Annotated in this window: 21 protein-coding genes; 10 read left to right on the forward strand and 11 right to left on the reverse strand. The window is 63.3% G+C overall.

Translation table 11 applies throughout. The annotated features are described in order from the left end of the window. Nucleotides 1–3: 3 nt before the first annotated feature. Both CKW40_RS18640 and CKW40_RS18645 read left to right on the forward strand, forming a co-directional pair. Nucleotides 4–1,080, forward strand: coding sequence for an extracellular solute-binding protein (locus CKW40_RS18640; protein WP_095201329.1), 1,077 nt, complete (start codon nucleotides 4–6; stop codon nucleotides 1,078–1,080). Next, a complete protein-coding gene (locus CKW40_RS18645) occupies nucleotides 1,077–2,387 on the forward strand; it encodes a flavin monoamine oxidase family protein (RefSeq protein ID WP_095201330.1) in 1,311 nt (436 codons plus the stop codon). Before CKW40_RS18640 ends, CKW40_RS18645 begins: the two co-directional genes overlap by 4 nt. Here CKW40_RS18645 and CKW40_RS18650 read toward each other — a convergent pair. The 3 genes from CKW40_RS18650 to CKW40_RS18660 are packed head-to-tail and all read right to left on the reverse strand — an operon-like array spanning nucleotide 2,351 to nucleotide 5,197. After that, nucleotides 2,351–3,424: an ABC transporter ATP-binding protein gene (locus tag CKW40_RS18650; RefSeq protein WP_095201406.1), complete on the reverse strand. Its 1,074-nt coding sequence runs from the start codon at nucleotides 3,422–3,424 to the stop codon at nucleotides 2,351–2,353. The two genes, CKW40_RS18645 and CKW40_RS18650, sit on opposite strands and share 37 nt — an antisense overlap. Before the next feature lie 37 nt (nucleotides 3,425–3,461). Beyond that, nucleotides 3,462–4,283, reverse strand: coding sequence for an ABC transporter permease (locus tag CKW40_RS18655; protein ID WP_095201331.1), 822 nt, complete (start codon nucleotides 4,281–4,283; stop codon nucleotides 3,462–3,464). Continuing rightward, entirely contained in the window at nucleotides 4,280–5,197 is a 918-nt protein-coding gene (locus CKW40_RS18660; RefSeq protein ID WP_095201332.1) for an ABC transporter permease, read from the reverse strand. The genes CKW40_RS18655 and CKW40_RS18660 overlap by 4 nt, the downstream gene beginning before the upstream one ends. Before the next feature lie 332 nt (nucleotides 5,198–5,529). Between CKW40_RS18660 and CKW40_RS18665 the strand changes: the two genes are divergently transcribed. Then, entirely contained in the window at nucleotides 5,530–6,948 is a 1,419-nt protein-coding gene (locus tag CKW40_RS18665) for an aminotransferase (protein ID WP_095201407.1), read from the forward strand. Nucleotides 6,949–7,133: 185 nt separating this feature from the next. On the opposite strand, the gene CKW40_RS18670 is transcribed toward CKW40_RS18665, so the two are convergent. Together CKW40_RS18670 and CKW40_RS18675 are read right to left on the reverse strand one after the other, a co-directional pair. After that, complete coding sequence (locus CKW40_RS18670; RefSeq protein WP_095201333.1) at nucleotides 7,134–8,405, reverse strand: calcium-binding protein; 1,272 nt, start codon at nucleotides 8,403–8,405, stop codon at nucleotides 7,134–7,136. Nucleotides 8,406–8,487: 82 nt separating this feature from the next. Continuing rightward, on the reverse strand, nucleotides 8,488–9,690 hold the full coding sequence (locus CKW40_RS18675) for an aromatic ring-hydroxylating oxygenase subunit alpha (RefSeq protein WP_095201334.1): 1,203 nt from the start codon (nucleotides 9,688–9,690) through the stop codon (nucleotides 8,488–8,490). 495 nt (nucleotides 9,691–10,185) lie between these two features. Here CKW40_RS18675 and CKW40_RS18680 point away from each other — a divergent pair, with 495 nt between their 5' ends. After that, nucleotides 10,186–10,596, forward strand: coding sequence for a hypothetical protein (locus CKW40_RS18680; RefSeq protein ID WP_095201335.1), 411 nt, complete (start codon nucleotides 10,186–10,188; stop codon nucleotides 10,594–10,596). A 121-nt stretch (nucleotides 10,597–10,717) separates the two neighbouring features. Here CKW40_RS18680 and CKW40_RS18685 read toward each other — a convergent pair whose 3' ends face one another. Together CKW40_RS18685 and CKW40_RS18690 are read right to left on the reverse strand one after the other, a co-directional pair. Next, a complete protein-coding gene (locus tag CKW40_RS18685; RefSeq protein ID WP_179298012.1) occupies nucleotides 10,718–12,805 on the reverse strand; it encodes a PAS domain S-box protein in 2,088 nt (695 codons plus the stop codon). A gap of 84 nt (nucleotides 12,806–12,889) precedes the next feature. After that, on the reverse strand, nucleotides 12,890–13,663 hold the full coding sequence (locus tag CKW40_RS18690; RefSeq protein ID WP_179298013.1) for a response regulator: 774 nt from the start codon (nucleotides 13,661–13,663) through the stop codon (nucleotides 12,890–12,892). A gap of 45 nt (nucleotides 13,664–13,708) precedes the next feature. On the opposite strand from CKW40_RS18690, the gene CKW40_RS18695 reads away from it, so the two are divergent. Continuing rightward, nucleotides 13,709–14,410, forward strand: a complete 702-nt coding sequence (locus CKW40_RS18695) for a response regulator transcription factor (RefSeq protein WP_095201410.1) — start codon at nucleotides 13,709–13,711, stop codon at nucleotides 14,408–14,410. Between the two features lie 67 nt (nucleotides 14,411–14,477). Here the strand turns inward: CKW40_RS18695 and CKW40_RS18700 are convergent, their stop codons facing one another. Continuing rightward, nucleotides 14,478–14,648, reverse strand: a complete 171-nt coding sequence (locus CKW40_RS18700) for a hypothetical protein (protein WP_095201336.1) — start codon at nucleotides 14,646–14,648, stop codon at nucleotides 14,478–14,480. Between the two features lie 184 nt (nucleotides 14,649–14,832). Here CKW40_RS18700 and CKW40_RS43800 point away from each other — a divergent pair, with 184 nt between their 5' ends. Together CKW40_RS43800 and CKW40_RS18710 are read left to right on the forward strand one after the other, a co-directional pair. Further along, entirely contained in the window at nucleotides 14,833–15,087 is a 255-nt protein-coding gene (locus tag CKW40_RS43800; RefSeq protein WP_179298007.1) for a hypothetical protein, read from the forward strand. Between the two features lie 273 nt (nucleotides 15,088–15,360). Then, on the forward strand, nucleotides 15,361–15,816 hold the full coding sequence (locus tag CKW40_RS18710; protein WP_095201338.1) for a L,D-transpeptidase: 456 nt from the start codon (nucleotides 15,361–15,363) through the stop codon (nucleotides 15,814–15,816). A gap of 235 nt (nucleotides 15,817–16,051) precedes the next feature. Here CKW40_RS18710 and CKW40_RS18715 read toward each other — a convergent pair whose 3' ends face one another. Beyond that, nucleotides 16,052–19,135 carry an efflux RND transporter permease subunit gene (locus tag CKW40_RS18715; protein ID WP_095201339.1) on the reverse strand — a complete coding sequence of 1,028 codons (3,084 nt, stop codon included), beginning with the start codon at nucleotides 19,133–19,135 and terminating at the stop codon, nucleotides 16,052–16,054. After that, nucleotides 19,132–20,493, reverse strand: coding sequence for an efflux RND transporter periplasmic adaptor subunit (locus tag CKW40_RS18720; RefSeq protein WP_095201340.1), 1,362 nt, complete (start codon nucleotides 20,491–20,493; stop codon nucleotides 19,132–19,134). Before CKW40_RS18720 ends, CKW40_RS18715 begins: the two co-directional genes overlap by 4 nt. A 145-nt stretch (nucleotides 20,494–20,638) precedes the next feature. On the opposite strand from CKW40_RS18720, the gene CKW40_RS18725 reads away from it, so the two are divergent. Next, nucleotides 20,639–21,172: a TetR/AcrR family transcriptional regulator gene (locus tag CKW40_RS18725; protein WP_095201341.1), complete on the forward strand. Its 534-nt coding sequence runs from the start codon at nucleotides 20,639–20,641 to the stop codon at nucleotides 21,170–21,172. A 32-nt stretch (nucleotides 21,173–21,204) separates the two neighbouring features. Here CKW40_RS18725 and CKW40_RS18730 read toward each other — a convergent pair whose 3' ends face one another. Beyond that, nucleotides 21,205–21,645, reverse strand: coding sequence for an Lrp/AsnC family transcriptional regulator (locus CKW40_RS18730; RefSeq protein WP_095201342.1), 441 nt, complete (start codon nucleotides 21,643–21,645; stop codon nucleotides 21,205–21,207). A 131-nt stretch (nucleotides 21,646–21,776) separates the two neighbouring features. On the opposite strand from CKW40_RS18730, the gene CKW40_RS18735 reads away from it, so the two are divergent. After that, nucleotides 21,777–24,833, forward strand: a complete 3,057-nt coding sequence (locus tag CKW40_RS18735) for an aminotransferase class III-fold pyridoxal phosphate-dependent enzyme (RefSeq protein WP_095201411.1) — start codon at nucleotides 21,777–21,779, stop codon at nucleotides 24,831–24,833. 122 nt (nucleotides 24,834–24,955) lie between these two features. Then, nucleotides 24,956–25,969, forward strand: coding sequence for an amino acid ABC transporter substrate-binding protein (locus CKW40_RS18740; RefSeq protein ID WP_095201343.1), 1,014 nt, complete (start codon nucleotides 24,956–24,958; stop codon nucleotides 25,967–25,969). The last annotated feature ends 46 nt before the right edge of the window (nucleotides 25,970–26,015 follow it).

Genomic DNA, 26,015 nt, shown 5'->3' on the forward strand with positions numbered 1-26,015 from the left:
ACCATGACGCCAATGCTACGTCGCCTGGCGCTTACCGCCGCCTGCATGATCGGTGGTGGCGCGGTCTATGCCTGGGCGGAAGGTGGCGGCGATCTCGTGGTGTTCGACTGGTCCGGTTACGAGGATCCGCTGCTGCATCCCGCCTACACCGCCAAACACGGCGCCGAGCCGACCTTTGCCTTCTTCGGCGACGAGGATGAGGCCTTCGAGAAGATGCGGGCAGGCTTCAAGACCGATATTGCGCATCCCTGTTCGCAAAGCGTGGCGAAATGGCGCGACGCGGGCCTGCTGCAGCCGCTCGACACCTCCCGGATTGCCGGCTGGAAGGATCTCAATCCGGGCATCATGGCGATGAAGAACCTCGCCACCACCGCCGACGGCAAGGCCTGGCTCATGCCGTTCGACTGGGGCAACACGGCATTGCTCTACCGCACCGACAATGTGACGGCCGATGAGGCGAAGTCGCTGCGGATCCTGGCCGATCCGAAATTCAAGGGCCGCGTCACCATCGGCGACAATGTCGACGATGCCTACGCGCTGGCGAGCCTGGTCATCGGCCTGAAGGACTGGACCAAGATGACCGACGCGCAGTTCAAGGAGGCGTCGGATTTCCTGCGCCAGGTGCACAAGAACGTGCGTCTCTACTGGACCGACTCGAGCGACATCGACCAGGCCTTTTCCGGCAACGAGGTCGACCTTGCCTGGGGCTGGGGCCAGACACTGATCGCGATGAGCGGGCAAGGCGTTCCCGTCGCGATGAACCGCGACACTAAGGAAGGCATGTCGACCTGGGTGTGCGGCTACGTGCTGATGAAGGACGCGCCGGGCAAGCTCGACCAGGCCTATGATTTCCTGAGCGCGGTCAATGCGCCTGACATTTCGAAATACATGGTCACGACGTTCGGCTACGGCCATGGCAACAGTGCCGGCATGGCCGCGATCGACCACAAGGTGCTGGCCGAACGCGGTTTCGACGACATTGACAAATTCCTCGACAAGACGCTGTTCCAGCAGCCGGTCGCGCCCGAGCTGAAGAAGCGCATGGTCGACGAGTTCGAGAAGATCAAGGCCGGCTATTGACGAGCGAACTGGAAAGAACCGACGTCGTCATCGTCGGCGCCGGCTTCACCGGCCTGTCGGCGGCGCTTGAGATGAAGCAGGCCGGCGTCGGCTTCCTGCTGCTCGAAGCACGCGACCGCGTCGGCGGGCGGGTCGAAGCCAGACACAACGGACTTGGCGAGCGCATCGACAGCGGCGGCCAGTTCCTGTGCCAGGACATGCCGGAAGTGATGGCGCTGGCGAAGGCGCGCGGCAAGACCTTCGTCGAAACCTATGTCGAGGGTGATTTCATCACCCATCCGTCGATGCCGGCCAGGGACGCCAAGCAGACCTATCACGGCGCGATGGCGATCCGCGAACGCATGAACGGCATCGAGCCGGACGACCCGTCGATAGAAGGCATGAGCGTCGCCGCCTGGCTCGAACGCCAGCATGATCCCATCGACGCCAAGAGGGCTTTCCGGTCGATGATCGAAGGCCTGTGGTGCCTGGCGATGGACAAGGTGCCGCTCTGGCACCTGATCGACAATGACCGGCGCATCACCAACGAGGTGCCGGAGCTGCAGTATTCCCTGCGCGAGACGATGCAGTCGCTGGCCGAGGATCTGGCTGGCGATCTCGGCGACCTAGTGCGGCTTGGCGCACCGGTCATGCGCGTCGAGCATAGGCCCCAAGGCGCTCGTGTCGTCACCAGCAATGGCGTGGTCGAAGCGCGCCAGGTGCTGGTCGCTCTGCCGCCGGCGACGGCCGCGAAGCTCGATTTCGCGCCTGCCTTGCCGCCCTTGCTCGGGCGGGCGCTTGGGGTCTGGGAAAGCGGCGCGGTGATCAAGATCCTGGTGCGCTATCCCCGGCCGTTCTGGCGCGAGCAGGGTTTGAGCGGCATGGTGATGTGGCGCGACCTGCCGGGGCTGTTTGCCTGCGACGCCAGCAAGGACGCGGAGCACGCAGCACTCGTCGTCTTCATCGGCGGGCCGCTGGCGCTGCGCTGGCGTGCGTTCGATGCGGCGGGGCTGCGTGCGGAAGTGATCACCCGGTTGCAGGAAGCCCTTGGGCCGGATGCCGGCGATGTCGTCGATTTCAGCTCACGCGACTGGATAGAGGATCGCTGGAGCGGCGGCGCCTATAGCGACCTTATCGTCGACGCGACTGCGAGGGATGCCGAGCGAACGATTCTTGCGGGTGCGCCGCCGGTCCATTTCGCCGCTTCGGAACTGTCGCCGTCATTTCCGGGCTATGTCGAGGGCGCGATCGTTGCCGGACGCATCGCGGCGCGCAAGATCGTGGCGCAGCTTCAATCTCCCATCGCCACCAGCGCCTCGGGATCGTAGGCGAGGCGGATCGGGGTGCCGACCGGAATATCGTCGGCGCCGAAATCGTTGGTCTCGGTCACCGACAGCGGTTTTTCCAGCCCCGGTATTTCGACGATCAGATGGGTGATCTCGCCGAAATAGTGGCGTTCGACCACTTTGCCGGCGACCTCGAATTTTGCCGTGGCGTTGTCCCACAGCACGCGCAGGCGCTCGGGGCGGATGCCAAGCGTTGCGGCGCCGCCATTGCGCACGAAGGCCTTCGGCTTGTCGGTCTTGACGCGGCCGAAGCCCAGCGTGTCGACGACCAGCGAGGTGCCGTTCTCCTCGACGATCTCGGCCTTGACGAAGTTCATGCCGCCGAGGAAGTCGGCGACCTGGCGGTTGACCGGGCGCTGATAGATTTCCTTGGGCGAGGCGACCTGCGCGATTTTGCCGCCGAACATCACGGCGATACGGTCGGACATGGCGAGCGCTTCATATTGATCGTGGGTGACCAGCACGAAGGTGATGCCGACCGCCTGCTGCAAGCGGCGCAGTTCAACCTGCATCTGTTCACGCAATTTCTTGTCCAACGCCGACAGGGGTTCGTCGAGCAGCAGCACCTTGGGGCGCATGACAAGTGCTCGGGCGAGCGCCACGCGCTGGCGCTGGCCGCCGGACAGCTCTGTGGCCAGCCGCTTGCCGAGCCCGGTCAGCGACACCTGCGCCAGCGCCTCCTCGACCCGGCGCTTCTCCTCGCCGCCCTGCAGCTTCAGCCGCTTCAACCCATAGGCGACGTTCTGCTCGACATTGAGGTGAGGGAAGATCGCATAGCACTGGAAGACCATGTTGGTTGGCCGGCGGTTGGCCGGGATGCCTTCCATCGGTTGGCCGCCGACCGCGATCGAGCCGCTGGTCGGATTGTCGAAGCCGGCGATCATGCGCAACAGCGTGGTCTTGCCGCAGCCGGACGGTCCGAGCAGTGAGAAGAACTCGCCCTCCCTGATGGTCAGGGACGCGTCGTCCAGCGCCTTGAACGATCCATAGCTGCGGGTGACGTTGCGGATCTCGATCATGGCCCGATCGGATTGGGCGCGCTCGATCTGCGGCTGTTCAGGCATAGAGGCCTCCCTCGTTCTGGGTGCGTCTGGCCGCGCGGCGACGCAGGATTTCGGCGACGGTCATCAACAGGAAGGAGGCAACCAGAAGCAGCGTGCCCAGCGCCAGCACGCCGGGCAGTTTCGAGGCGAAGCGCAACTGGCCCCAGATGTAGATCGGCAGCGTCGCTTCGGTGCCGGTCAGGAAGAAGGCGATGATGAACTCGTCCAGCGAGATGGTGAAGCAGACGAGCAGGCTGGAGATGATGGCCGGCGCCACCATCGGCAGCGTCACCCTGCGGAAGGTGCCGAAGGCGCTTTCGCCGAGATCGGCGGAGGCTTCCTCCAGGCTGCGATCAAAACCCTCGAAGCCGGAGGTCAGCACCGTCATCGAATAGGGAATGCAGATCAGGACATGGCCGAGCACGACGGTGAACAGCGACAGGCTCAAGCCCAGCTGCAGCATCACCAGCAGCATAGAGATGGCGACGATCACCTCGGGCAACACCAGCGGCGCCATGATCAGGCCGTTGATCGTGCGGCGGCCAGGGTAGCGGTAGCGGGTGATCGAACGGGCGGCGAGGATACCAAGCACGGTGGCGAGAATCGAGGCGCAGACGCCGACTTTCAGGCTGTTCCAGGCGGCGTCGAGCAGGGCCGGCGTGTGCGGCAGGTCCGCATACCATTGCAGCGTGAAGCCGGTGAGCGGAAACTTCGGTGTCGGGGCGACGTTGACCGAGAAGATCGGCAGGAAGATCACGGGCAGATAAAGGAAGACGATATAGAGGAACGCATAGACGGACAGCCAGCCGCCCGACAGGAAACGCCGCGCCTTCATCGTGCCAACCTCTGCAAGGCGCGGATGATCAACACCGTGGCGCCGGCCATCAGCGTGACGATCAGCATGGTGGTGACGGAAAGTGCGGCCCCCAGTGGCCAGTTGGCCGCCTTGCCGAACTGCGCCTGGATAGCGTTGGCGATCATGACGCCGTCCTTGCCGCCGACCAGCTTCGGCGTGACATAGTCGCCGACGGTCGGGATCATGACGATCAGCGCCGCCGAGATGACGCCCGGCGCCGACAACGGCAAGGTCACGCGCAGGAATGAGCGCAAGGGTCCATCGCCGAGATCGGTGGCCGCTTCGACCAACGTGCGGTCGACCTTTTCCAGCGAGACGAAGATCGGCAGGATGGCGAAGGCCGCCCAGGCATGGGTGAGAGTGATGATGACGGCGCTCGAATTGTAGAGCAGCGCTGTCGACGGCTCGTCAATGATGCCGAGCCCCATCAGGCCGGAATTGAGCACGCCGTTATAGCCGAGGATGACCTTCCACGACATCACGCGCAGGAGATAGCTGGTCCAGAACGGGATGGTGATGAGGAACAGCCACAGGCTCTTGTGACGGCCGCCATGGAAGGAAATGTAGTAGGCGATCGGGTAGGCCAGGATGACGGTGAACAGGCTGACCGTCAGCGAGATGTAGAGCGAGCGCCACAGCAGATCGCGGTAGATCGGCTCGGTCAACGCGACGCGGTAATTCTCCAGCGTGAAGGTGCGGTCGATGGTCAGGTAGTGCTGCGTCCAGAAGGAGTGGGCGATGACCACCAGGATCGGCAGGACCAGCAGGATAAGGGCGTAGAGAAAGGTCGGACTGATCAGGGCAAAGCCCTGCACGGGCTCGGATTGCAGAAGGGCATTTCGTCTTGCCCGCGTCATGCGCAACGGGGGCGACCCTTCCGCCGCCGCCGTCATTGCCAGACTCCGGGGGGCAGGGCTCCGGGTGTGATTTCGGTTGCTGGCCTGGGCTGTTCCGCCATGCAGTATCCCATTGTGCTGGCGCCGGCTGTTGTTCCCACTTTATCTTTGGAACGCGATCGAGCGCAAAACCGGTGACCACTTTTGCTGATCGCGTTCCTAGCTTGCCGGCTTTCTTTCATCATGCGCGCATCCGTGGATTGAAATCAAGCGCTATTTCTGAGATATTGATTGAACGGACATTCAAAATTAGGTGAAGAAAGCCGGTATTTCCGGGCTTTGACGCCGAATTTGGAGTCCGAAAAAATGATAGAGATGTGGAGACGACGATGGCTGCGGTGAGAGATCTGAAGGCGAGCGAAATGGCGGCGTCCGGGGATGACGATGCCGTCGAACTCGGCAAGCGCCATCTCATCCAGCCCTGGCCCTACGCCGGTTCCGTGGGTGCCGAAGCACGCGCGCTGATCGGCGAGGGCGATGGCATCTACATCACCGACAATACCGGCAAGCGGCTGATCGACGGGCCTGCCGGCATGTGGTGCGTCAATGTCGGCCACCGCCGCGAGGAACTGGCCAAGGTGATGTACGACCAGGCGATGGCGCTGTCCTACAACACGCCCTGGTACACGATGAACACGCCGTCGGCGGAACTTGCCATGCGCATCGCCGGCCATGCGCCGGGCGATCTCAGCCATGTCTTCTACACCACCGGCGGCTCTTCGGCCGTCGAGACGGCGCTGCGCTTCATGCAGTTCTACAACAATGTGCGCGGCCGGCCGGAAAAGAAGCTGATCCTGTCGCGCGGCGGCGCCTATCACGGCTCGACCTATCTGTCGGCCTCGCTCAACGGCCGCCCGCGCGACCGCGACTGGATGGACGGCGCCGACGAGTTGGTGATCAAGCTGTCTTCGCCCGATCCGTTCCGCCGTCCGCACGGCATGAGCCTTGCCGCCTTCACGGATTTCCTGGTCGACCAGTTCCGCGACACGGTCGCCCGTGTCGGCGCCGACAAGATCGGTGCTTTCGTTGGCGAGCCGGTGCAGGCATCGGGCGGCGTGGTCATCCCGCCGGACGGCTACCTCAAGCGCATCCGCGAGATCTGCCGCGACAACGACATCCTCTATGTCTCCGACGAGGTGGTGACCGGCTTCGGCCGGCTTGGCCATGTCTTCGCCTCGGGTGATGTGTTCGGCATCGATCCCGATATGATCACCTTCGCCAAGGGCGTCACCTCGGGTTATTTCCCGCTCGGCGGCGTCATCATCTCGGAACGGCTGCTGCAAGAGCTGCGCCGCTCGAACCATCCCGACGCGATGTTCGGCCATGGCCTGACCTACACCAGCCATCCCGTTGGCTGCGCCGTGGCGCTGAAAAACCTCGACCTGCTGGAACAAGGTGTGCTTGCCCATACGCAGGCGGTCGCGCCCTATTTCCAGGCGCAGCTGAAGACGCTGGAAGAACTGCCGCTGGTCGGCGAGGTGCGCGGCGCCGGGCTGATGGGCTGCGTCGAATGCGTCGCCGACCGCGAAAGCAAGGACCCGCTGCAGCTCGACAAGGATGTCGGCAAACGCATCGACGCCCACTGCCATGAGCTCGGCCTCTTGGTGCGGCCGCTGATCAACATGTGCGTGATGTCGCCGCCGCTGATCATCACGCGCGAGCAGATCGACGACATGGTCGGGATTCTGCGCGAAGGCATTTCGCGCACGATGGATGATCTCAGGAAAGAGGGCGTGTGGCGGGGGTGATGGCTTCTTCCTTCTCCCCGTTTCACGGGGAGAAGGTGCCCGAAGGGCGGATGAGGGGCGGCGCTGGCTTCGGCGATTGGCTGAGATCTCGGGCGACAACAAAGCGATAACCTCAAAAGCCGGCGCTGCCCCTCACCTGCCTGCCGGCATTTCGCCAATTAACCGCGCCCGCGCTGTTGGCTGCGCTATTCCCACGGCATTTTTACGGGCTGATCGGCGGCGCGGATAACGAGCGTCCTTCCATCCCGGGGAATATCGAAGGCCAGCTTGGTGCCGGCCATGGCGCCCGTCAGCTTGACGGTCATGGTGTCGGCGCTGTCCGAAAAGCCGATGGTCAGCGTGCCGTCATCGTTCTGGGTGACCTTTGTATTGGTCATGTCCAGGCGTTGCGTGCCGTCTTGATTGAAGCGCGAGATCGCCAGTGCTCCATTGGTCTCGATCTGGTCGTGGCCTTCGCCATTGACCAGAAAAACATGCGCGGCTCGCTCGCCGGTGTTGTTCAAGACGATCCTGTCATCGCCGGCGCCGCCGTGGACGGAGGCGATCTTGTCACCGGTGATGATGATCGTGTCATTGCCGTCACCGCCATCGACATCGCGGACATCGGAAGCGGTGATTTGCAGCACATCATTGCCGTCCTCGCCATGCACGCGGGAGGCGCGATCGGCGCTTACAGTCACGATGTCATCGCCCGATCCGGCATAGATCTGGTTCGTACCCCGCGCGGCCACATTGATCGTGTCACGGCCGTCGCCGCCATAGACATGGCTCACGCCGGCGGCAGCAATAGCGATCTGGTCGTTACCGTCACCGCCATCGACTTGCCAGACGGAGCGGCCGGCGCTTATGGCGATCGCATCATTACCGCCGTCGCCATAGACGCGGCCCACGTCGGACGCTGTTGACAACGCGATACTGTCGTTGCCGCCGCCGCCGTTGATGACGTCTATGCCGCGATCGAATGGTTCCTGCCCGGCCTGTGTGCTGGTGATTGCGATGGCGTCGTTGCCGTCGCCGCCATCCACGTTGGTGGCGCTGCCATGTGCGGTGATCGAGATCGCATCATTGCCACTGCCGGCGTAGATACGGCTGACCGAGGACAATATGGCGCCGCCCCATTTCGAGAGGCCGCCTGAGGTGCGGATGGTGATCACGTCATTGCCAGCGCCGGTGTCGACGATATCGGCCTCGTTGGCGTCTATCGATACCGCGTCGTTGCCGCTCCCGGTCGACACGCTGACGGTCGCGCCAGGCGCCTGAGCCGCGATGGCGGTGTTGCCCTTCGCGTCCATGAGGATGCGGATGATCGTCGAGACTGCCTTGCTGGCGCGATCGTCGCCCACCAACCCAGGCATTGCCGACTGGTCACGGCCGGACGCCTTGGCGTTGACGCCTTGCAGGAGCTGAACGGCCATGCCCGCCGTCGGATTGGTTCGCAGCGGGGAAATACTCGACATGCCTGCTTCGTGGTCCCAACGGCCGTTGATAGCCAATCCCACAATAGCGTGGCTTGGTTATCAAACGGTGATTGGCCGCGTCCTACGACCGCGACCTCAGCGCGTCGTTCAAATTCCACATATCCTTCTCCTCGGGCGCGGTTTCCAGGCCGAGCACCGGCAGCATCTTGCGCAGATGGTCGTGGTGGGTGCGCACGCCATATTCGAGGTCGGAGAGGTAAAAACCCTCGAAGGCTTCGGAGAGCATGGATTCGTTCGACCACACCGACAGCTGGACATCTTCCGACATGGTGTCGCGGTCGATGCGGAAGGACAGGTATCTGGCGGCGGCCTGCTCGCGGCTTTCGTCGCGGTAGCGGTAGATGGCGCCGCGCAGCAGGGTTTCACCCGTCGACAGCGGAAACTCCTGATAGAACTGCACGGATTCCGGCATCACCGAAATGACCGCATTGGGGAAGATGCCGTAATAGACCCAAGCCTTCTTCAGATAATCCGGCAGATGCGTCGGCTCCGGCGCGATCTTGACGTAGTTCTTGACGCTCCAGCGGCGGCCGGCATGCGGGTTGTAGGTGGCGAAGGAGCGCGACACGCCGTTGATGAAAGGCTCGTCGAAATAGGTCGCGCCATAGAGATCCTGCAGGGCAGGATGTGCCATGGCGACGTGATAGCCCTCATTGTCGACATCGCGCACCGACTTCCAGTTGACCGGGGTCTTCTGGCTCCAGATGCCCCAGGACGGCACCATGTCGGCGGCCTTGTAATGCGCGAATTCGGGCTCGATCGGCTTCATCAGCTCAGCGACGGAAGGCTGCGGTCCGCCATTGCGGAAGCGGATGAAGATAAAACCCATCCAGATTTCGAGGTCGAGCTGCATCAGGCCGAACTCGGTCTTGTCGAGATCGGGGAAGGAGCGCGGACGCGCGGCGCCACGCAGCGTGCCGTCGAGATTGTAGACCCAGCCATGGAACGGGCACACCAGCGCGTTCTTGCAATTGCCCTGGCTGTCGGCGACGACGCGGCTGCCGCGGTGGCGGCACATGTTGTTGAAGCCGCGCACGACGCCGTCCTTGCCGCGAACGATCAAAGCGCGCTCGCCGACCACGTCCATGGTCAGATAGTCGCCGGCGTTCGGGATGTCGCTGACATGGCCGACGATCTGCCAGTGGTTGCGGAAAACATGCTCCTTCTCGAGTTCGAGAAGGGCATCGGAATGGTAACTCCAGCCCGGTAGTCCCCGCCGGTCCCAATCGTTGGGGATCGCCACGTCACGGAGGTGCGGGTTCATAAAACGTCTCTTCTTTTTGTTGAATAATCATTCAATAAAATCATATTTTGCATTGAAATGCAATGGCTTGTGAAAGTACGAAGGATTCCAAGGCAGGTTCCTTGGATCGCCCACGGCTGAATTCGGTACAGCTGCCGGCCAAGAAAATCGCGGAGAATCCGGGTGTTAGCCCTGGTTCCGAAACGCCATTCAAGCGCGATTTCACGAAGCGTGCGGGCTGAGGAACAAGACGCCTCGCCGGGGGCAAGAAAGCGCTCCCGGCGCCTCGCCCAATTGGTGTTCGGCAGGAACTTAGCCGGGATCGCCTGGCGAGAGCCGGCTTGAGTTCGCTTGCCTCGGCGAAATGCGAGTCGGCGTGACCGATTCTGCCTGGTTTTGCCCGATGGCGCCGTTGCAATATGGTTACATTGCCAGTCCCGCACCAATTTTGTGCTGTTACAAAGTGCGATTAAGTTCGTTTCATCATCAAAAAGAAACGCAGCGAAGGGGAAGGCAATGCATGCGAAAGTTGAGACCATCAGCAGCGAACACCGCTTCCAGGCTCCAGAGCGCGCTGACCGCCGCCCGAAACTGGCCCTACGCCAACGCGCCAGCGACCACCCCATGGCCATGTTCATGGCGCTGGCTGCTTGCGCCTTCGCCGGCATGGCGTTCGCGCCGACAGTCGGGCCGGCCTTCGCTTCGTTGAATCCGCCGGCCAACGTCGTTGACGGGGCGCCGACGACAATCAAGACCGCTCGCCTGCCGATGCCGACGCTCGACTTCGCTTGCAAGGGCCAGGCCTGGGGTGCCGAGAGCGTCGATTGCCTGCGCGCCATCGCCCAGCAGTCCGGCACGCACAAGGCCCGTGCGATCCGCATGATCGCCAATGCCGCGCCGCTGACCAACACGCCCAACATTTTCTGATTTTTGTCGAAGCATGATCCCGAAAACCGGTTCCCTCTTCGGGCTCCTGCTCTGACCTCCCCGAGCGCTCCTCCAGCGCTCCCTTCGGCTCCCGCCCGCATGTCGGCCGGGAGCCTTTTTTCTATCCGTTCAGTGCCGCTTGCTCGGCAATGGTTGAAAGCACGCTGCGCACATCCAGCGTGCTGAACGGCTTTTCCAGGATCTGCGGCCGCTGCTGCGCCGGCAAGGCCTCGATTTCGGCCTTGGCGCCGATCAGGTCGCCGGTAACCAGCACGAAACGCCGTGCCAGTTCAGGCCTCTCGGCCAGCAGTTCGCGGTAGATGGCCATGCCGCTGATGCCGGGCATGCGCAGGTCCGAAAAGACGATGTCCGGCGGCATGTGGCCGCTCAAGGTGGCGGCGCCCGATTCCCAAACCGGCGCGATCCGCGACTTGATGCCCATCAATTCAAGAATGTCGGACAAGGAGCCCGCAACGTCAGGCTCGTCGTCGATGATCAGCGCATGACGCAGGCCGCTCGAGCGCGGCTGGGTTTCGCCGGCAGCGGCGTTCCCCGCCGAAATGGCCGGCAACTGGACGACGAAACGCGCGCCCCTGGGCTGCACTTCCTCGAACCAGACATTGCCATTGTGCCGTTCGATGATCGATTTCGAGATCGACAGGCCAATGCCGGTGCCGACACCAACCGGCTTGGTGGTGAAGTAGGATTCGAAGATGCGGTTGCGGATCGCTTCGGGAATGCCGGGGCCGTTGTCCTCGACCGAGAAGCCGGGATTGCCGCGATCGCTGCGGAAGGTCCGCACCTTGATCAGCCGGTCGCCGGCAATGCCGGCCAGTGCGTGCTGGCTGTTGATGAGGAAATTGGCCGCCACTTGCGTGACGTGGTCGGCATCGGCCATGGCCAGCAGCGGACCCGGCGCGAAATCGGTGTCGATGATGATGCCGCTCGAGCGTGCGCCATAGGCGGTCACCTCGAGCGCGGCGCGGATCACCTGGTTGAGATCGGTCTCGGCCTGCGCGGCCGGATGAAGCCGGACCATCGACAGGAAGCTCTTGACGATGCGGCCGCAGCGCTCGGCGGCGGCACGCACCTTCTCGGCGCGCACCTTGGTCTGCGGATCGGTGGCGAATTCATGCAGCAGCGTCGATTGCGCGACCACCACCGCCAAGGGGTTGTTGAGCTCGTGCGAAACACCCGCAAGCAGCGAACCCATCGCCGCCATCTTCTCGTTCTGGTGCAGCTTCTCGCGCTGCCGGTTGATCTCTTCCTCGGCACGCAGCCTGTCGCGCAGGTCGCGGATCGAGCCGAAGATCAGGCGGCGGTCGGCGACCCGCATCTCGGTCGCCGTCAGCTCGATTGGAAACACCTCGCCGGCGGCGTTCTGCGTCACGGTCTCCAGCCGCTGGCCGACCATCGGCGCGCCGCGGCCAGACATGTAGTCGGCACCCGAGGAATAGCCCTTGCGGTAGTATTCCGGCACGACGGTGTCGAGCAGGTCCTTGCCGAGGATGTCGCTGCGCTGGAAGCCGAACATCTTTTCGGCGGCAGGATTGAATTCGATGATCGATCCGGCCTCGTCGATGACGATGATGGCGTCGAGCGAGGCCTGCAGCATGGTGCGTCGTATCACTTCGCTGGCATGGGCGTCGGAGGGCGAGTGTTCGATGGCGTCGCCGATGGCGAGCGCGATGATGTGCAGCGTCGCCTCTTCCTCGTCGGTCCACTCGCGCTCGTCGACGCAGTCATTGACGGCAAGCGTGCCCCACAGATGGCCGTGCGCGAAGACCGACACCGACAGGAACGACTTGATGTTCTGCTTTTCGAAGTCGGTTCTAAGGAAACCTTCGAGATTGCGCGTATGCCCGGCGAAGATCTTACCCTGCCGTTCGTCTTCAGCCACCCGCTCCAGCAGTGGATCGGAGTTGACGATCGACTGCATGATGACGGTCGGTGACGCCAGCTCTCCGCCGAAGTCGGGGTCGATCCAGTAGGCGGCAACCGACTGAGCAAAACCCTGGCCGGGCAGTTCGCGCAAGCGGAACAGAATGCCGCGCTGGCACTCCATGGCGCGACACAGGGTTTCCAGTATGCCTTCCATCTCGCGTTGCCAGTCGCCGGCTTCGCGCAGCCGGCGAACGACGCGCACGGCCGCCATCGCCGCGCCCTGCCTGAAACCCTGCATATCCGTGCTTGTCGCTTCGCCCGTCATTTTCAGCCGTTGTTCCAAGGTCATGCCAATCCTAATCCGATCGGCGAGCAGCGGCTGCGAACCTGAACCCTGTGGGTCTGGCGCTCAGTTGCTGTCGCCGGTCGGCAGCGAGAAGATATAGCCTTCGCCACGCACCGTGCGCAGGAATTTCGGGTTGGCCGGGTCCGCCTCGATCTTCTTTCTCAGGCGCATGATGCGGATGTCGACGGCACGCGACGATTCCGGATCCTCGGTGAAGCCGATCGCTTCCGAGATCGCGGCGCGCGTCAAAAGCCGGTTGGCGCGGGTCAGGAAAACCTCCAGCACGTCGAATTCGCTCTTGGCCATGTCGATCACGGCGCCGTTGGCGCCGGTGACCAGCCTGCCGTCGAGATCGGCCTGGAACGGGCCGAAAACGACCGAGCGGCGATCCGTCCTGGCCTTCCTGTCTTGCGGTTCCGTCGGCTGTGGAACGCGGCGCAGCACGCTGCGCACCCTCGCCAGCACTTCGCGCAGTTCGTATGGCTTGACGATATAGTCATCGGCACCGAGTTCCAGCCCGACGATGCGGTCGAGCGCCGTGCCGGCGGCGGTCGCGTAGATGATGCCGATCGGCATTTTCGAGCGCAGCCAGCGGCCGAGCGACAGCCCGTCCTCGCCAGGCATGGCGATGTCGAGAATGGCCAGATGGAAGGCTTTGGTCTCGATCAGGCTGCGCGCGGCGGCCGCAGTTTCCGCGGTCGCCACATCATAGCCGGCGGCGCCGAGATATTCGGCTACCGCGTCCCTTAGGTCGGGCTCGTCCTCGACGATAACAATTCTTGCCCGCACGATGCCCTCGCTGCCACTTTCAGTGGAAAGTAGATTGGGTATAAACATCATGTCCAGCACTCATATCCGGTTGCAAGGGAATGGTTGGAAAACATGGCAGCACGAGCCGTCATCGCGCTTGTTTCCGTCGCCGAGGTGGTGGCGACCGAACTCGCTGACCATCTCGAGCGGCGTGGCCATGATGTGCGCCAGGCGCGGCAGCCCTGGGAGGCGGAATCGCTGCTGGCGGGCAAGGGCATCGACGTCGTCGTCGTCGGCGACAGTCTCAGCCAGGCGGAGGGGCGCGATCTGCTCAGGCGCTATGGCGGCCAAGGCGAGGGTGGCGAGGGCGGGCCCGATTTCATCCTGATCTGCCGGCCGGCCGATCTCGTCGACAAGGTGCTGGCGCTCGAACTGGGTGCGGCCGACGTTGTCGAAAGCCCGCTCAATGTCAGGGAACTCGCCGCCCGCGTCGGCGGCCTGCTTTCGCGGCGCGGCAGGGGCATCCAGGAACTGATCGTGCTGGAAAACGCGACCGTCGATTTGAGATCGGCCATCGTCATGCACCGCTCCGGTACGGAGGAACAGCTTTCGCCCGGTCAGGTGGCGCTGCTCAGGCTGTTCCTGGCGAGCCCCCGCAAGGTGCTGACACGTGACGACATCATCGCCGCGGCACCGGCCGAGAATGCCGACGCCTTCGATCGCTCGATCGATTCGCGCATCGTGCGGCTGCGCCGCAAGCTCGACACCGAGACCATCACCACCATACGTGGCGCCGGCTACCGGTTCGATCCGCCACAGCAATTCGCCGACTGACGGCGTCGCGCTTGGGCTGTCATTCTGGCTGAGCATCGGATTTTCCATTCACCGATGCTCCCGCTGTTCAGCGTACAACCAGCAGTGACGGACCCGATGGCATATCGGTGCTCACGATGAATTCGTTTGCGTGGGCGGCGCGGTCCTTGAGGAGCACGGTGGCAAGGGCGGCAAAGCCCAGCAGGCCCTGCGCATAAAGCAGTGCGGAAAGCACCGAGGCCGCGAATTTCGTTTTCATCGTTCCAACTCCCAGAAATCAAATTTGAAGCGGGTCGCTTCAGGAAACTCCCGAAGTGCCCGCGCCGCCCACGGAGCCCCCCGCTGCGGCGCGGGCCTTCGGTCCTCTCGGCAGCAAGTTGCCGGAGGGGCCGCGCAATGCCAGCAAGCGAAGGCCAACCCGCCAGAGGGCCTTGAGCCGAGCGATGCGCAGGCTGGAAACAATCCAGACCGAGGCGGAAAACAGGGCGACGTGCAGGGTAGAGATCTCGCTCGAGGTCATCGCCGCCAGCCTTGCCACAGGACCGCCGGCAACTGTGCCGACGCCGCCGATGGCCGCCGCCGCGATGCTGATCCTGAGTAGCCAGGACCGCGTGTTCGATTTCGTTCCCATGGTCGTTGCCGTCTGCTTTCGTTACGTCAACTTTCGTTCCGGCCCGTATCCGGATCATGCCGCCTGAAGCTGCGCTTTGTTGCAGGTTGGTTTCGAGATCACCCTTGAGCCTTTCATATTAAGGCAATTCGAACTTTCGTTTCACAGAAAATACCCATGTGCTGCTTGTTGTTCCGATTTGCGAGCGGGATCGACGTCGCCATGACCCCTTGGTTCGTTAACCAGAGGAAACAAAATCGAAACACAAACGAGCATTTCGCGAAATCTGTCCGAAACATGCCGCAGCGATAAGCCGCTCATCGAATTGGAGCCGGCCGGACCGGCAGAGAGAGGGGACATCATGCACACCACCATTTCCGCCAAGCTCATCAACATCACCGCCGCCGCGCTGACGGGCACGGCACTTCTTTTCGGCGCCAGCGCGGCCCATGCCGCCAACAAGATCGTGGCGCGGGTCTCGCTTTCACAGCAGGTCATGGAAGTCTCGGTCGATGGCCGGCCGACCTTCGCCTGGAAGGTTTCCACCGGCGACCGGGCGCATGTGACGCCGACCGGTTCGTTCAAGCCGACGCGCATGCATGAGATGTGGTATTCGAAGAAGTACGACAACGCGCCGATGCCGCACTCGGTGTTCTTCAGCGGTGGCTACGCGGTGCACGCCACCTATGCCATCAAGCGCCTCGGCCAGCCGGCCTCGCATGGCTGCGTGCGGCTGCATCCCGACAATGCGGCCGATTTCTACCAGCTTGTCGAGACCTTCGGGCCGGCCAACACCAGCATCGTTATCGTCAAGTAGCAGGCTGAGGAACGGGCCGGCAGACTGCTGTGCCTGTTCAGGACTCCCGCTGGAACATTCCGGCGGTATCGAGCACAGCCAAAAAAAAGAGGCCGGGATTTTTCCGGCCTCTTTTTTGTTCTTCGGCTTTCTAGAGCAGTTCACCGTTTCCATGAAACGGTGAACTGCTCTAGCTCTTTGTTTTAACGCAATTCCGGACGGAAAACCGCTTCACACTTTTCCTGGAATTGCTCTATCAGTCCGGCAATGCCGGCATCAGCTTCGGATCAGGCTTTTCCGCAAGATGCGGCAGGTCCTTGCTGGCGATGAAGGTGTAGAACATCGGCACGACGAACAGCGTGAACATGGTGCCGACCAGGATGCCGGTGAAGATGACCAGTCCCATCGAATAGCGGGCCGCCGCACCTGCGCCGCTCGACGTGATCAGCGGCACAACACCAAGCGCCATCGCAGCCGTCGTCATCAGGATCGGCCGCAGGCGCACCTTGGCCGAGGCGATGATGGCGTCACGCCGCCGCATGCCATGCGCCTCGCGCTGCTGGTTGGCGAACTCGACCAGCAGGATGCCGTGCTTGGTGATCAGGCCGATCAGTGTGATCAGACCCACCTGCGTGTAGATGTTGAGCGTGCCGAGGCCGAGATTGAGCGGCACGATCGCGCCGAAGATCGACAGCGGCACCGCCATCATGATGATCAGCGGGTCGCGGAAACTTTCAAACTGCGCCGCCAGCACCAGATAGATGACGATAATGGCCGCTCCGAAAGCGATCAGGATGGTGTTGCCCTGTTCCTTCTCCTGCCGGGACTGGCCGGAGTAGTCGATGAAGAAGGTGTCGGGCAGGCTCTCCCTGGCGATATCCTCGAGGACTTTCAAGCCGTCGCCTGTGGTGACGCCGGGCAGCGGCAGTGCGGAGATCGTCGACGAATTCAGCTGGTTGAACTGTTCGATCGCGGCCGGCGAGGCATTGTTCGAAATCTTCACCACGGCCGACAGCGGCACCATCTCGCCGGTCACGCTGCGCACGAAATATTCGCCCAGCCTTTCGGGGTTGTCGCGGAATTGCTGCGGCACCTGCGGGATAATGTCATAGCTGTTGGAGTCGCGGTCGAACTGCGCCACTTCGGCGCCGCCGACCAGCAGCGTCAGCGTGCGGCCAATATCGGCGATCGGCAGGTTGAGTGCGGCGGCGCGGTCGCGGTCGATGGTCACGGTCACCTGCGGCGAGTCATAAGACATCGAGTTCTGCACCACGATGAAGCGGCCGGAGGCCTGCGCCTTGTTCTTGATCTGCTCGGCCGCCTTATACACTTCCGCGGAATCACCGGTCGAGCGTACCACCAGGGCGATCGGCAGACCGCCACCAGAGCCCGGCAGCGTCGGCGGTGCGAAGACGAAGGCCTGGACACCCGCCACCTTGGCGAGGCGGGCCGTAATGTCGGCCTGCAGTTCCTTCGAACTGCGCTTGCGCTCAGCCCAATCCTTGAAGGCAAAGCCGACGAAGGCGCTGTTTGTCGTGCCACCGAAGGCGACCGCCGAGAACTGCGCCCGCGTTTCGGGAATATCCCTCACCAGGCCGAGCATCTGGTTGACATAGGTTTCGGTATAGTCCGATGTCGCATAGGTCGGCGCGGTCACGATCGAGAGCAGGAAGCCCTGATCCTCTTCCGGCGCCAGCTCGCTCGAAGTCTTGGTGAACATGAAGCCGGTTACGCCGACGAGTGCGAGCACGATGATCAGCGTCAAAGGACGATAGTTCAGCGAACCGGTGACGGCCCGCTCATAGACGTGCTCGACCCGCGCGAAAATGCCATCGACAATGCGCTGGAAACGGCCCGGCGTGCCGGACTTCAGGAGGCGCGCCGACATCATCGGGGTGATGGTGACGGCGATGACGCCCGACAGCACGACGGAACCGGCGAGCGTCACCGCGAATTCGCGGAACAGCGCGCCGGTCAGGCCGCCGGTGAAGGCCAAAGGCGCGAACACGGCGGCCAATGTCATTGTCATGGCGACAATGGCAGAAGCGATTTCGCGCATGCCGCTGAACGCCGCCTGCATTGGCGACATGTGGTCTTCTTCCATGTGGCGGTGGATATTCTCCACCACCACGATGGCGTCATCGACGACAAGGCCGATCGCCAGCACCATGGCCAGCAGCGACAGAAGGTTGATCGAATAGCCCACCGCAAACAACAGGAAGCAGACGCCTATCAGCGACAGCGGGATGGTGACGATCGGCATCATCACCGAGCGGAACGAGCCAAGGAACAACAGGATGACCACGACGACGATGGCAACCGCCTCGCCGATAGTCTTGAACACCTCGTCGATCGAGGCGCTGATCTGCCCGGTCGCGTCGTAGACGACCTCGATCGTCATGCCTTTCGGCAGCGTTTCCTGAATCTGCGGCACAAGCTTGGTGAGCGCTGCCGCGGTGGTCAGCGGGTTGGCCGCCGGGGTCGGGAAGATGGCGAGGAAGGTTCCAGGCTTGCCGTTGAAGGAGACCCTGGTGTCGGTGTTTTCCGCGCCGAGTTCGACGCGGGCCACGTCACGCAGCCGCACGACATTGCCGTCGGTCGAGCGCAGGGGCAGTTCGGCGAAGGCTTCCGGTGTCTGCAGCGTCGAGCGCACGGTGATCGACGAGACGACATATTCGTTCTGGGTGTTGCCGGGCGCCGACAGGAAGTTGGAATTGTTGATTGCCGCCAGCACTTCCGCCGCCGTCACGCCGCGCGCGGCAAGCCTGATCGGGTCGATCCAGACGCGCATCGAGTATTGCTGGGCACCGAAGATCTGGACGTCCGCGACACCTTCGACCGTCGACATGCGGGGCCTGATGACACGCTCGATATACTCCGTCAGCTGCTCCTTCGTCATGTTCGGATTCTGCATCGAGATGTACATCATCGCGAACTGCTGGCCGGTGCCCTTGACGATAACCGGATCCTTGGAAGCGTCCGGCAAGGTGCCGCGCACGCCCTGGACCTTGGACAGCACTTCGGTCAGCGCCACGTCGGGGTTGGAGCCGAGCTTCATCTGCACCGTCACGGTGCTGGAGGACGGCCGGCTGGACGATGTCACGTAGTCGATGTTCTCGGTCGAGGCGACGGCGCGCGCGATCGGGGCGGAAATGAAGCCCTGGATCAGGTCGGCGCTGGCGCCCGGATAGGCCGTCGTGATGGTGATCGCGGTTTCGTCAACCTTCGGATACTGCCGGATCGACAGGTTGAAGATGCCCTGGAAACCCAAGAGCAGGATCATGCAGGCAAGGACCGTCGACAGGACGGGCCGGCGAATGAAGAGATCGGAAAAGCTCATTGCTGGTCGGCCTGCTTGTTCGCCGATTTGGTCGGGTCGATGGTGTTGTCGACGTTGACGGACATGCCGTTGAACAGGCGGTTCTGACCCGCGGTGACGACCTCTTCGCCAGCCTTCAGCCCTTCGACGATCTCGACCATGCCTTGATTGCGGCGGCCGGGCTTGACGAAGACCTGCGACAGCACCAGCGCGGGCTTGTCGCCTTCCGCCGCCGGTTTGGCCGGATCGGTAGCTGCCGGCTTGGTGGCATCGGAAGCGGCCTTGTCCGCTGGCTTTGCAGCATCGGCGGCAGGCTTCATGGCATCAGCCGCCGGCTTCATGGCATCGGCTGCCGGTTTCATCGTGTCCGCCGGCTTGGCGTCCGCCGGTTTGTCGGTGGCCGCGGCGGCTGGTTTTTCTTCCGGCTTGGCCGGGGCGGCCTCGGCGGGCTTGGCCGGCTGCACGACGAAGATGTAGTCGCCATAGAGGCTGGTGGTCAGCGCCGTCTGCGGCAGTGACAGCACGTTCTGCTCCTCGGGCAGTTCGACACGCACCTGCACGAACTGGCCAGGGGTCAGTTTGCCATCGGGATTGGCGACTTCCGCCCTGATGTTCACCAGCCGGCTGGACGGGTCGATCTTGGGGTCGATGCCGCGAATGGCGCCGGCAAATGGCATGTCCGCGCCGCTGAGGCCCAGCCGAACCGTCTGACCGATCTTGAGCAGCGGCAGCTGCTGTTCGGGAACCGAGAAGTCGACGCGCATCGTGTCGAGATCCTGCAGCGTCACCACCGCGGTGCCGGGCGACAGATATTGGCCGAGGTCGATCTTCGGGATGCCAACGGTGCCAGCGAAAGGCGCCGTCAGCTGCTTCTGATCGAGCACGGCCTGCAGCCTGGTGACCTGGGATGCCGAAGCGGACGCCGCCGCACGCGCACTGTCCAGCGTCGAGTCGGAGCCGACACCACGCCTGGTCAGTTCGATGGCACGGGTCAGCGACACCTGATCGAGCGCGGCCTGCGCCTTCTGTGCGTCGAGATCGGCGCGCTCGACGGCATCGTCGAGCTGCAGCAGCACCGCGTTGGCCGCCACTTTCTCGTTGGCATGGAAGGGGATTTCCTTGACGATGCCGGCTGTCTCAACCGTCAGGTCAACACCGCGCACGGCTCGCACCGTACCGATCGCCTCGACGCCAGGGGTCCAGCTCGACGGCTTGGCGATGGTCGTCGACACGGTCGCCGCCGGCGGCTTCATCGTGGCGAAATACTGCTTGATGCCATTGTCGCGCAGGAAGTTGAAGCCGACGATGCCGCCGACCACGATGACGAGCACGGCCAGGACCAAAATAATGATAAAGATACGGAGTATGCGCTTGAACAAGGAAGTCCCCTCAGTCGAAATCCGGCGCGAAGCTCGGACATCGGGACACATATCGACTGCGGGTCCCGATTTCAAATAATGGCGGCTTTACTGTACCGTCTGGACGGTCTTGTCAATTGGGCCTAAGCTTGCGAAGGGAGGCGCCATGAGAGCCCAACGACCGAATTCGCGGGAGAAAATTCTCGCCGCAGCGGCTGATGTCGCCCGGGAATCCGGGCCCGGCAGCCTGTCGCTGGAGGCGGTGGCCAGCCGCGCCGGCGTGTCGAAGGGCGGGCTGCTCTACAATTTCCCGACCAAGGCCAAATTGATGCAGGGGCTGGTCGAGGGCTATCTGCGCGATTTCGAGCAAGCGCTGGAATCCGCCAACAGCAGCGACGACGGCAAAAATCCGCTTGCCGTCTACATCAAACTGTCGGCCAATGATTGCGAGGAAAAGCAGCCCTCGGCGTCCTGGATCTTTTCTGCGATTGCCGAGGATCCCGATTTCATGACGCCGATAAAGACATTCAAGCGGCAGCTTTTCGAACGGCTGAAAGGCGAGACGAAAGACCTCAAATCGCTGCTGGTTTGCTACCTCGCCATCGAGGGGCTGCGCAGCATGAACCTCTTCGATTCCGAGGTGATGTCGAAGGACGAGCGCGAGCTGCTGGTCTCGTCCCTGCTGGAGATCGCCAAATAGGCGACGCCAAGGATGACCGTTGTTACGGGCATTCAACCTACGGCGCGTTCGATATCCCGGCGCAGGACAATTGCGGTTGTCAGGTCCTCGACGCCGCCGAGCGTGGCAATGAGGTCGCGCACCGTGTTGAGCCTGTCGATCGAGGGCACCTCGACCTCGACGATGAGATCGAGCTGGCCGCTCACCGACGACACGCGCCGCACCTCCGGATAGCGCGCCAACTGGTCAAGAATGCCGATTGACGGCGTGCGGATCAGCGTGACCAGCAGGAAAGCGCAGACAAGCCCGGCGTCCATCTGACCGATATCGGCCCGGTAACCTCTGATGACGCCGCTCTTTTCCAACGAAGCCACCCGCTCGCTGGTGGCGCTTCGCGACAGGCCGATGCGCCCGGCAAGCGTCTTCAGCGGGATGCGGGCTTCCTTCGACAGAATGGCGAGGATGTCCCGGTCCTTGGCGTCCAGTTCTTTCATGACGTCACGCTCCAAGCGGCTCCGTTAATGTGCCGGCCAATGCAGTCATTGTGCCGGCGCAACCGACGCTTTGCCGGATGCCCGATTTTTTGACCCATGCCAAGCTCGGACAAAGCAGATCCGGAATCCCGATGACCAACGTTTCACACCCAGCGCCTCAAGTCTCGCAGAACGACGCCGTCGATATCGCGATGCGGCACTTCGGCATTTCCGGCAGCGTCGCGCCGCTCGACAGCGAGCGTGACCAGAATTTCAAGCTGACCGCCCCCGACCATTCGCTGTGGATCCTGAAAATCGTCAACGCCAGCGAACCGCTCGTCGAGAGCGAGTTCCAGACGGCATTGTTCGATCACCTCGCGCGCAACAGCCCGGATCTGGCGGTGCCGCGTCTGAGGAAGACGGTGCAGGGCGGTTCGCTCGCCCATGCCAAGGGGCCTGGCGGCGAGGACCATGCCGTGCGCCTGGTGTCGTGGCTGCCCGGCCGGCCGCTGGCCGAGAGCCAGACCACGCCGGCGCTGCTCGAAAGCCTGGGTGGCGCGCTCGGCCGGCTGGACCGCGCGCTGCAAGGTTTCATCCACCCCGGCGCCTTGCGCTCGTTCGACTGGGACATTCGCCAGGCAGGTGCCGCGCGGCAACGCCTCCACCACATTGATGACGAACAGGACCGCGCTTTGCTGGAGCGGTTCCTCGATCATTTCGATGCCGTGGTGGCCCCCCGGCTGCCGTCCTTGCGGGCACAGGTGATCCACAACGACGCCAATGACTGGAATGTGCTCGTCGATCCCGAAAGGCCCGAGCGTGTCGCCGGACTGATCGATTTCGGCGATGCCTTGCACAGCGTGCTGATCGCCGAGGTTGCCGTCGCCTGCGCCTATGCCATCCTCGATGCCGAGGATCCGATCGGCGCCGCCGCACGGTTGGCCGCCGGCTTCCATTCGGAATATCCATTGCGGGAGGATGAGCTCGACCTGCTCTTCGACCTCATCGCGATGCGTCTCGTCACTTCCGTGACGCTGTCGGCCGCGCGCAGGGACCGTACCGCCGACAATCCGTATCTTTCGATCTCGGAGGCGCCGGCCTGGCGATTGCTGCGTCGCCTGGACAGGATGAACCGGCGCTTCGCCACGGCAATCCTGCGCCATGCCTGCGGCTTCGAGGCCGCTCCCGGAGCGCGCGCCGTGACAGGCTGGATCGCGGCAAACCGAACACGGCTCGCGCCGATCCTCGACCGTCATCCGGCGACGCTTGCCAAGGCGCTCGTGCCTTACGGCGATCCGCACAATCCGATGACGGTGACATCGGCCGCGCAGCAGCCCGAAAAGGCCACCGCCTGGTGGGATGCCTATTGCGCCGGGCATGGCATTGCACTCGGCATCGGCCCATGGGGCGAAGCGCGCACTGTCTATACCAGCGACATCTTCCAGTCGCGTTTCGTCGAAGGCGCGCGGCGGGCCAATCATCTCGGCCTCGACCTTTTCATGCCAGCGGGGACACGGCTTTACACACCGCTGGCGGCCACCGTCAGAAGCGTCGAGATCGAGGAAGATCCGCTCGGCTATGGCTGCCTGGTGGCGCTGGAGCATAGTCCGCAGGGCTGTCCGCCCTTCGTGACCTTGTGGGGACATATGGCGCATGAGGCCGGGCGTCGGCTGAAGGCCGGCGATTGTCTGGAGGCTGGCGCACTTGTCGGCGAGATGGGCACACCGGCCGAGAATGGCGGCTGGGCGCCGCATCTGCATTTCCAGATATCGACGGATACGAGCCTTGCCGCCCGCGACATTCTTGGGGTCGGCGAGGAACGTTATCTCGCCGTGTGGAAGGAACTCTTTCCGGATGCCGCCGATCTCGCCGGCATTCCGCCCGAGACCTTCCGCCAAAGCGGTCGGTCCCGTCCTGAAATCGTCGCCGCGCGCAAGGCATCGCTGCTGCCCAATCTCTCAATCTCCTATTCCGAGCCGATCAAGTTCGTGCGCGGCGAGGGCGTCTGGCTGATCGACGATCGCGGCCGCGCCTATCTCGACTGCTTCAACAATGTCTGCCATCTCGGCCATGCCCATCCCGACGTCGTCGAGGCGATCGCGGCCCAAGCGGCAAAGCTCAACACCAACACCCGCTATCTGCACGACGCGATCGTCACCTATGCGGAGCGGCTGACCGCGACGCTGCCCGCCGGGCTGTCGGTGGCGTCCTTCGCCTGCTCGGGCAGCGAGGCCAACAGCCTGATGCTGCGCATGGCGCAGACCCATACCGGGCGCAGCGAGGCGATCGTGCTCGATTGGGCCTATCACGGCACGACACAGGAGCTGATCGATCTCAGCCCTTACAAATACAAGCGCAAGGGCGGCAAGGGGCGCCCGGCGCATGTGTTCGAGGCGACCATTCCCGACAGCTACCATGCTCCGGCCGAATGGCCGGTCGACGAACATGCAAAACGGTTCGCCGAAAGCGTCGCCGAGCAGATCGCCGATATGGCCAGACAAGGCCGCGCGCCCGGCCTGTTCCTGGCGGAATCGATCCCCAGCGTCGCCGGCCAGGTGTTCCTGCCGGAGGGCTATCTCGCGGAAGTCTACGCCATGGTGCGCGCCGCCGGCGGCATTTGCGCGGCTGACGAGGTGCAGGTCGGTTTTGGCCGTGTCGGCAGCCATTGGTGGGCTTTCGAAACCCAGGGGGTGACGCCCGACATCGTCACCATGGGCAAGCCGATCGGCAACGGCCATCCGATGGCGGCCGTGGTGACAACATCAGAGATCGCCGCCTCTTTCAACAACGGCATGGAGTATTTCAACACGTTCGGCGGCAATCCGGTGTCATGCGCCGCCGGGCTCGCGGTGCTCGATGTCATCGAGCGCGACGACCTCAGGCGCAATGCGCTGGAGATCGGCAGCTATCTCATGGCGCGGTTTAAGGCTTTGCAGGCCCGTTACGACATCATCGGCGAGGTGCGCGGCCAGGGCCTCTTCCTCGGCATCGAACTGGTCGAGGACCGCAAGAGCAAGGCGCCGGCGACCGCACTTGCCCGCCGCATCAATGACGGGGTGAGGGCACGCGGCGTGCTGATCGGCACCGAGGGGCCGCATGACAATGTGCTGAAGATGCGCCCGCCGATGATCTTCAGCCGGGCCAATGCCGATCATCTGGTCGGCGTTCTCGACGAGACGCTGGCGGCGGTTCTGGCGGAAAGGGCTTAGGACATATCTGCGCACCGCCCTGGCGGTGCGTGAGCAGAATTCAGGAGCAACGATTTTTGGGAACGTCCGGCGCGTCACGCGCCGGCGGCAGGAGAGGCTTTGCCTCATCAAGGGAGGAAACCATGAGACATGCATTGATCAGCGCGCTCTTGCTCGCATCGGCCATGTTGGCCGTGCCGGCGAAGGCGGACACATTCGACATCGTCAAGCAGAGGGGCTCGATCATCTGCGGGGTCAGCCAGGGCGTGGCGGGCTTCTCGGCGCCGGACGACCAGGGCAAATGGAGCGGCTTCGACATCGATTTCTGCCGCGCGGTTTCGGCTGCCGTTTTCGGCGACCCCGACAAGGTGAGCTATGTGCCGCTGTCGACCAAGGAGCGCTTCACCGCGCTGCAGGCCGGCACCGTCGACATCCTGTCGCGGCAGTCGACCTGGACGCTGTCGCGCGACACCGGCATGGGCATCCACTTCGTCGGCGCCGCCTATTATGACGGCCAGGGCTTCATGGTGCGCAAGGAGCTCGGCGTCGACAGCGCTCTGAAGTTATCTGGCGCTACGGTCTGCGCCGAGCAGGGCACGACGACCGAGCAGAACGTCGCCGACTATTTCACCGCCCACCAGATGAAATACGAGGCGGTCGTCATCGATTCCGCCGACAGCATCATCAAGGCGTTCGACAGCGGCCGCTGCGACGTCTACACCACCGACGCCTCGGCCCTTTACGCGCAGCGGCTGAAGCTGACCGATCCCGCCGCCTTCGCCGTCCTGCCCGATATCATCTCGAAGGAGCCGCTCGGCCCGGCCGTCCGCAAGGGCGACGACAAGTGGTTCGACATCGTGCGCTGGACGCTGTTCTCGCTGATCGAGGCGGAAGAGGAAGGCGTCACCCAGGCCAATGCGGAAGCCTCGCTGAAATCGCAGAACCCGACAATCCGGCGGTTCCTCGGTGTCGAGGGCGACAATGGCAAGCAGATCGGGCTCGACCCCGCCTTCGCCTACAACATCGTCGCCAAGGTCGGCAATTATGGCGAAATGTTCGAGCGCAATCTCGGCCAGTCCAGCCAGCTTAAAATCGCCCGTGGCATCAACGCGCTGTGGAATGCTGGCGGCCTGATGTACGCACCGCCGGCGCGCTGACATCCAAAGTCCAAGCCGCGCATGTCTTCAGGCGTGCGCGGCCTTT

The organism is Mesorhizobium carmichaelinearum, from assembly GCF_900199455.1.
Classification (GTDB): Bacteria; Pseudomonadota; Alphaproteobacteria; order Rhizobiales; family Rhizobiaceae; genus Mesorhizobium; species Mesorhizobium carmichaelinearum.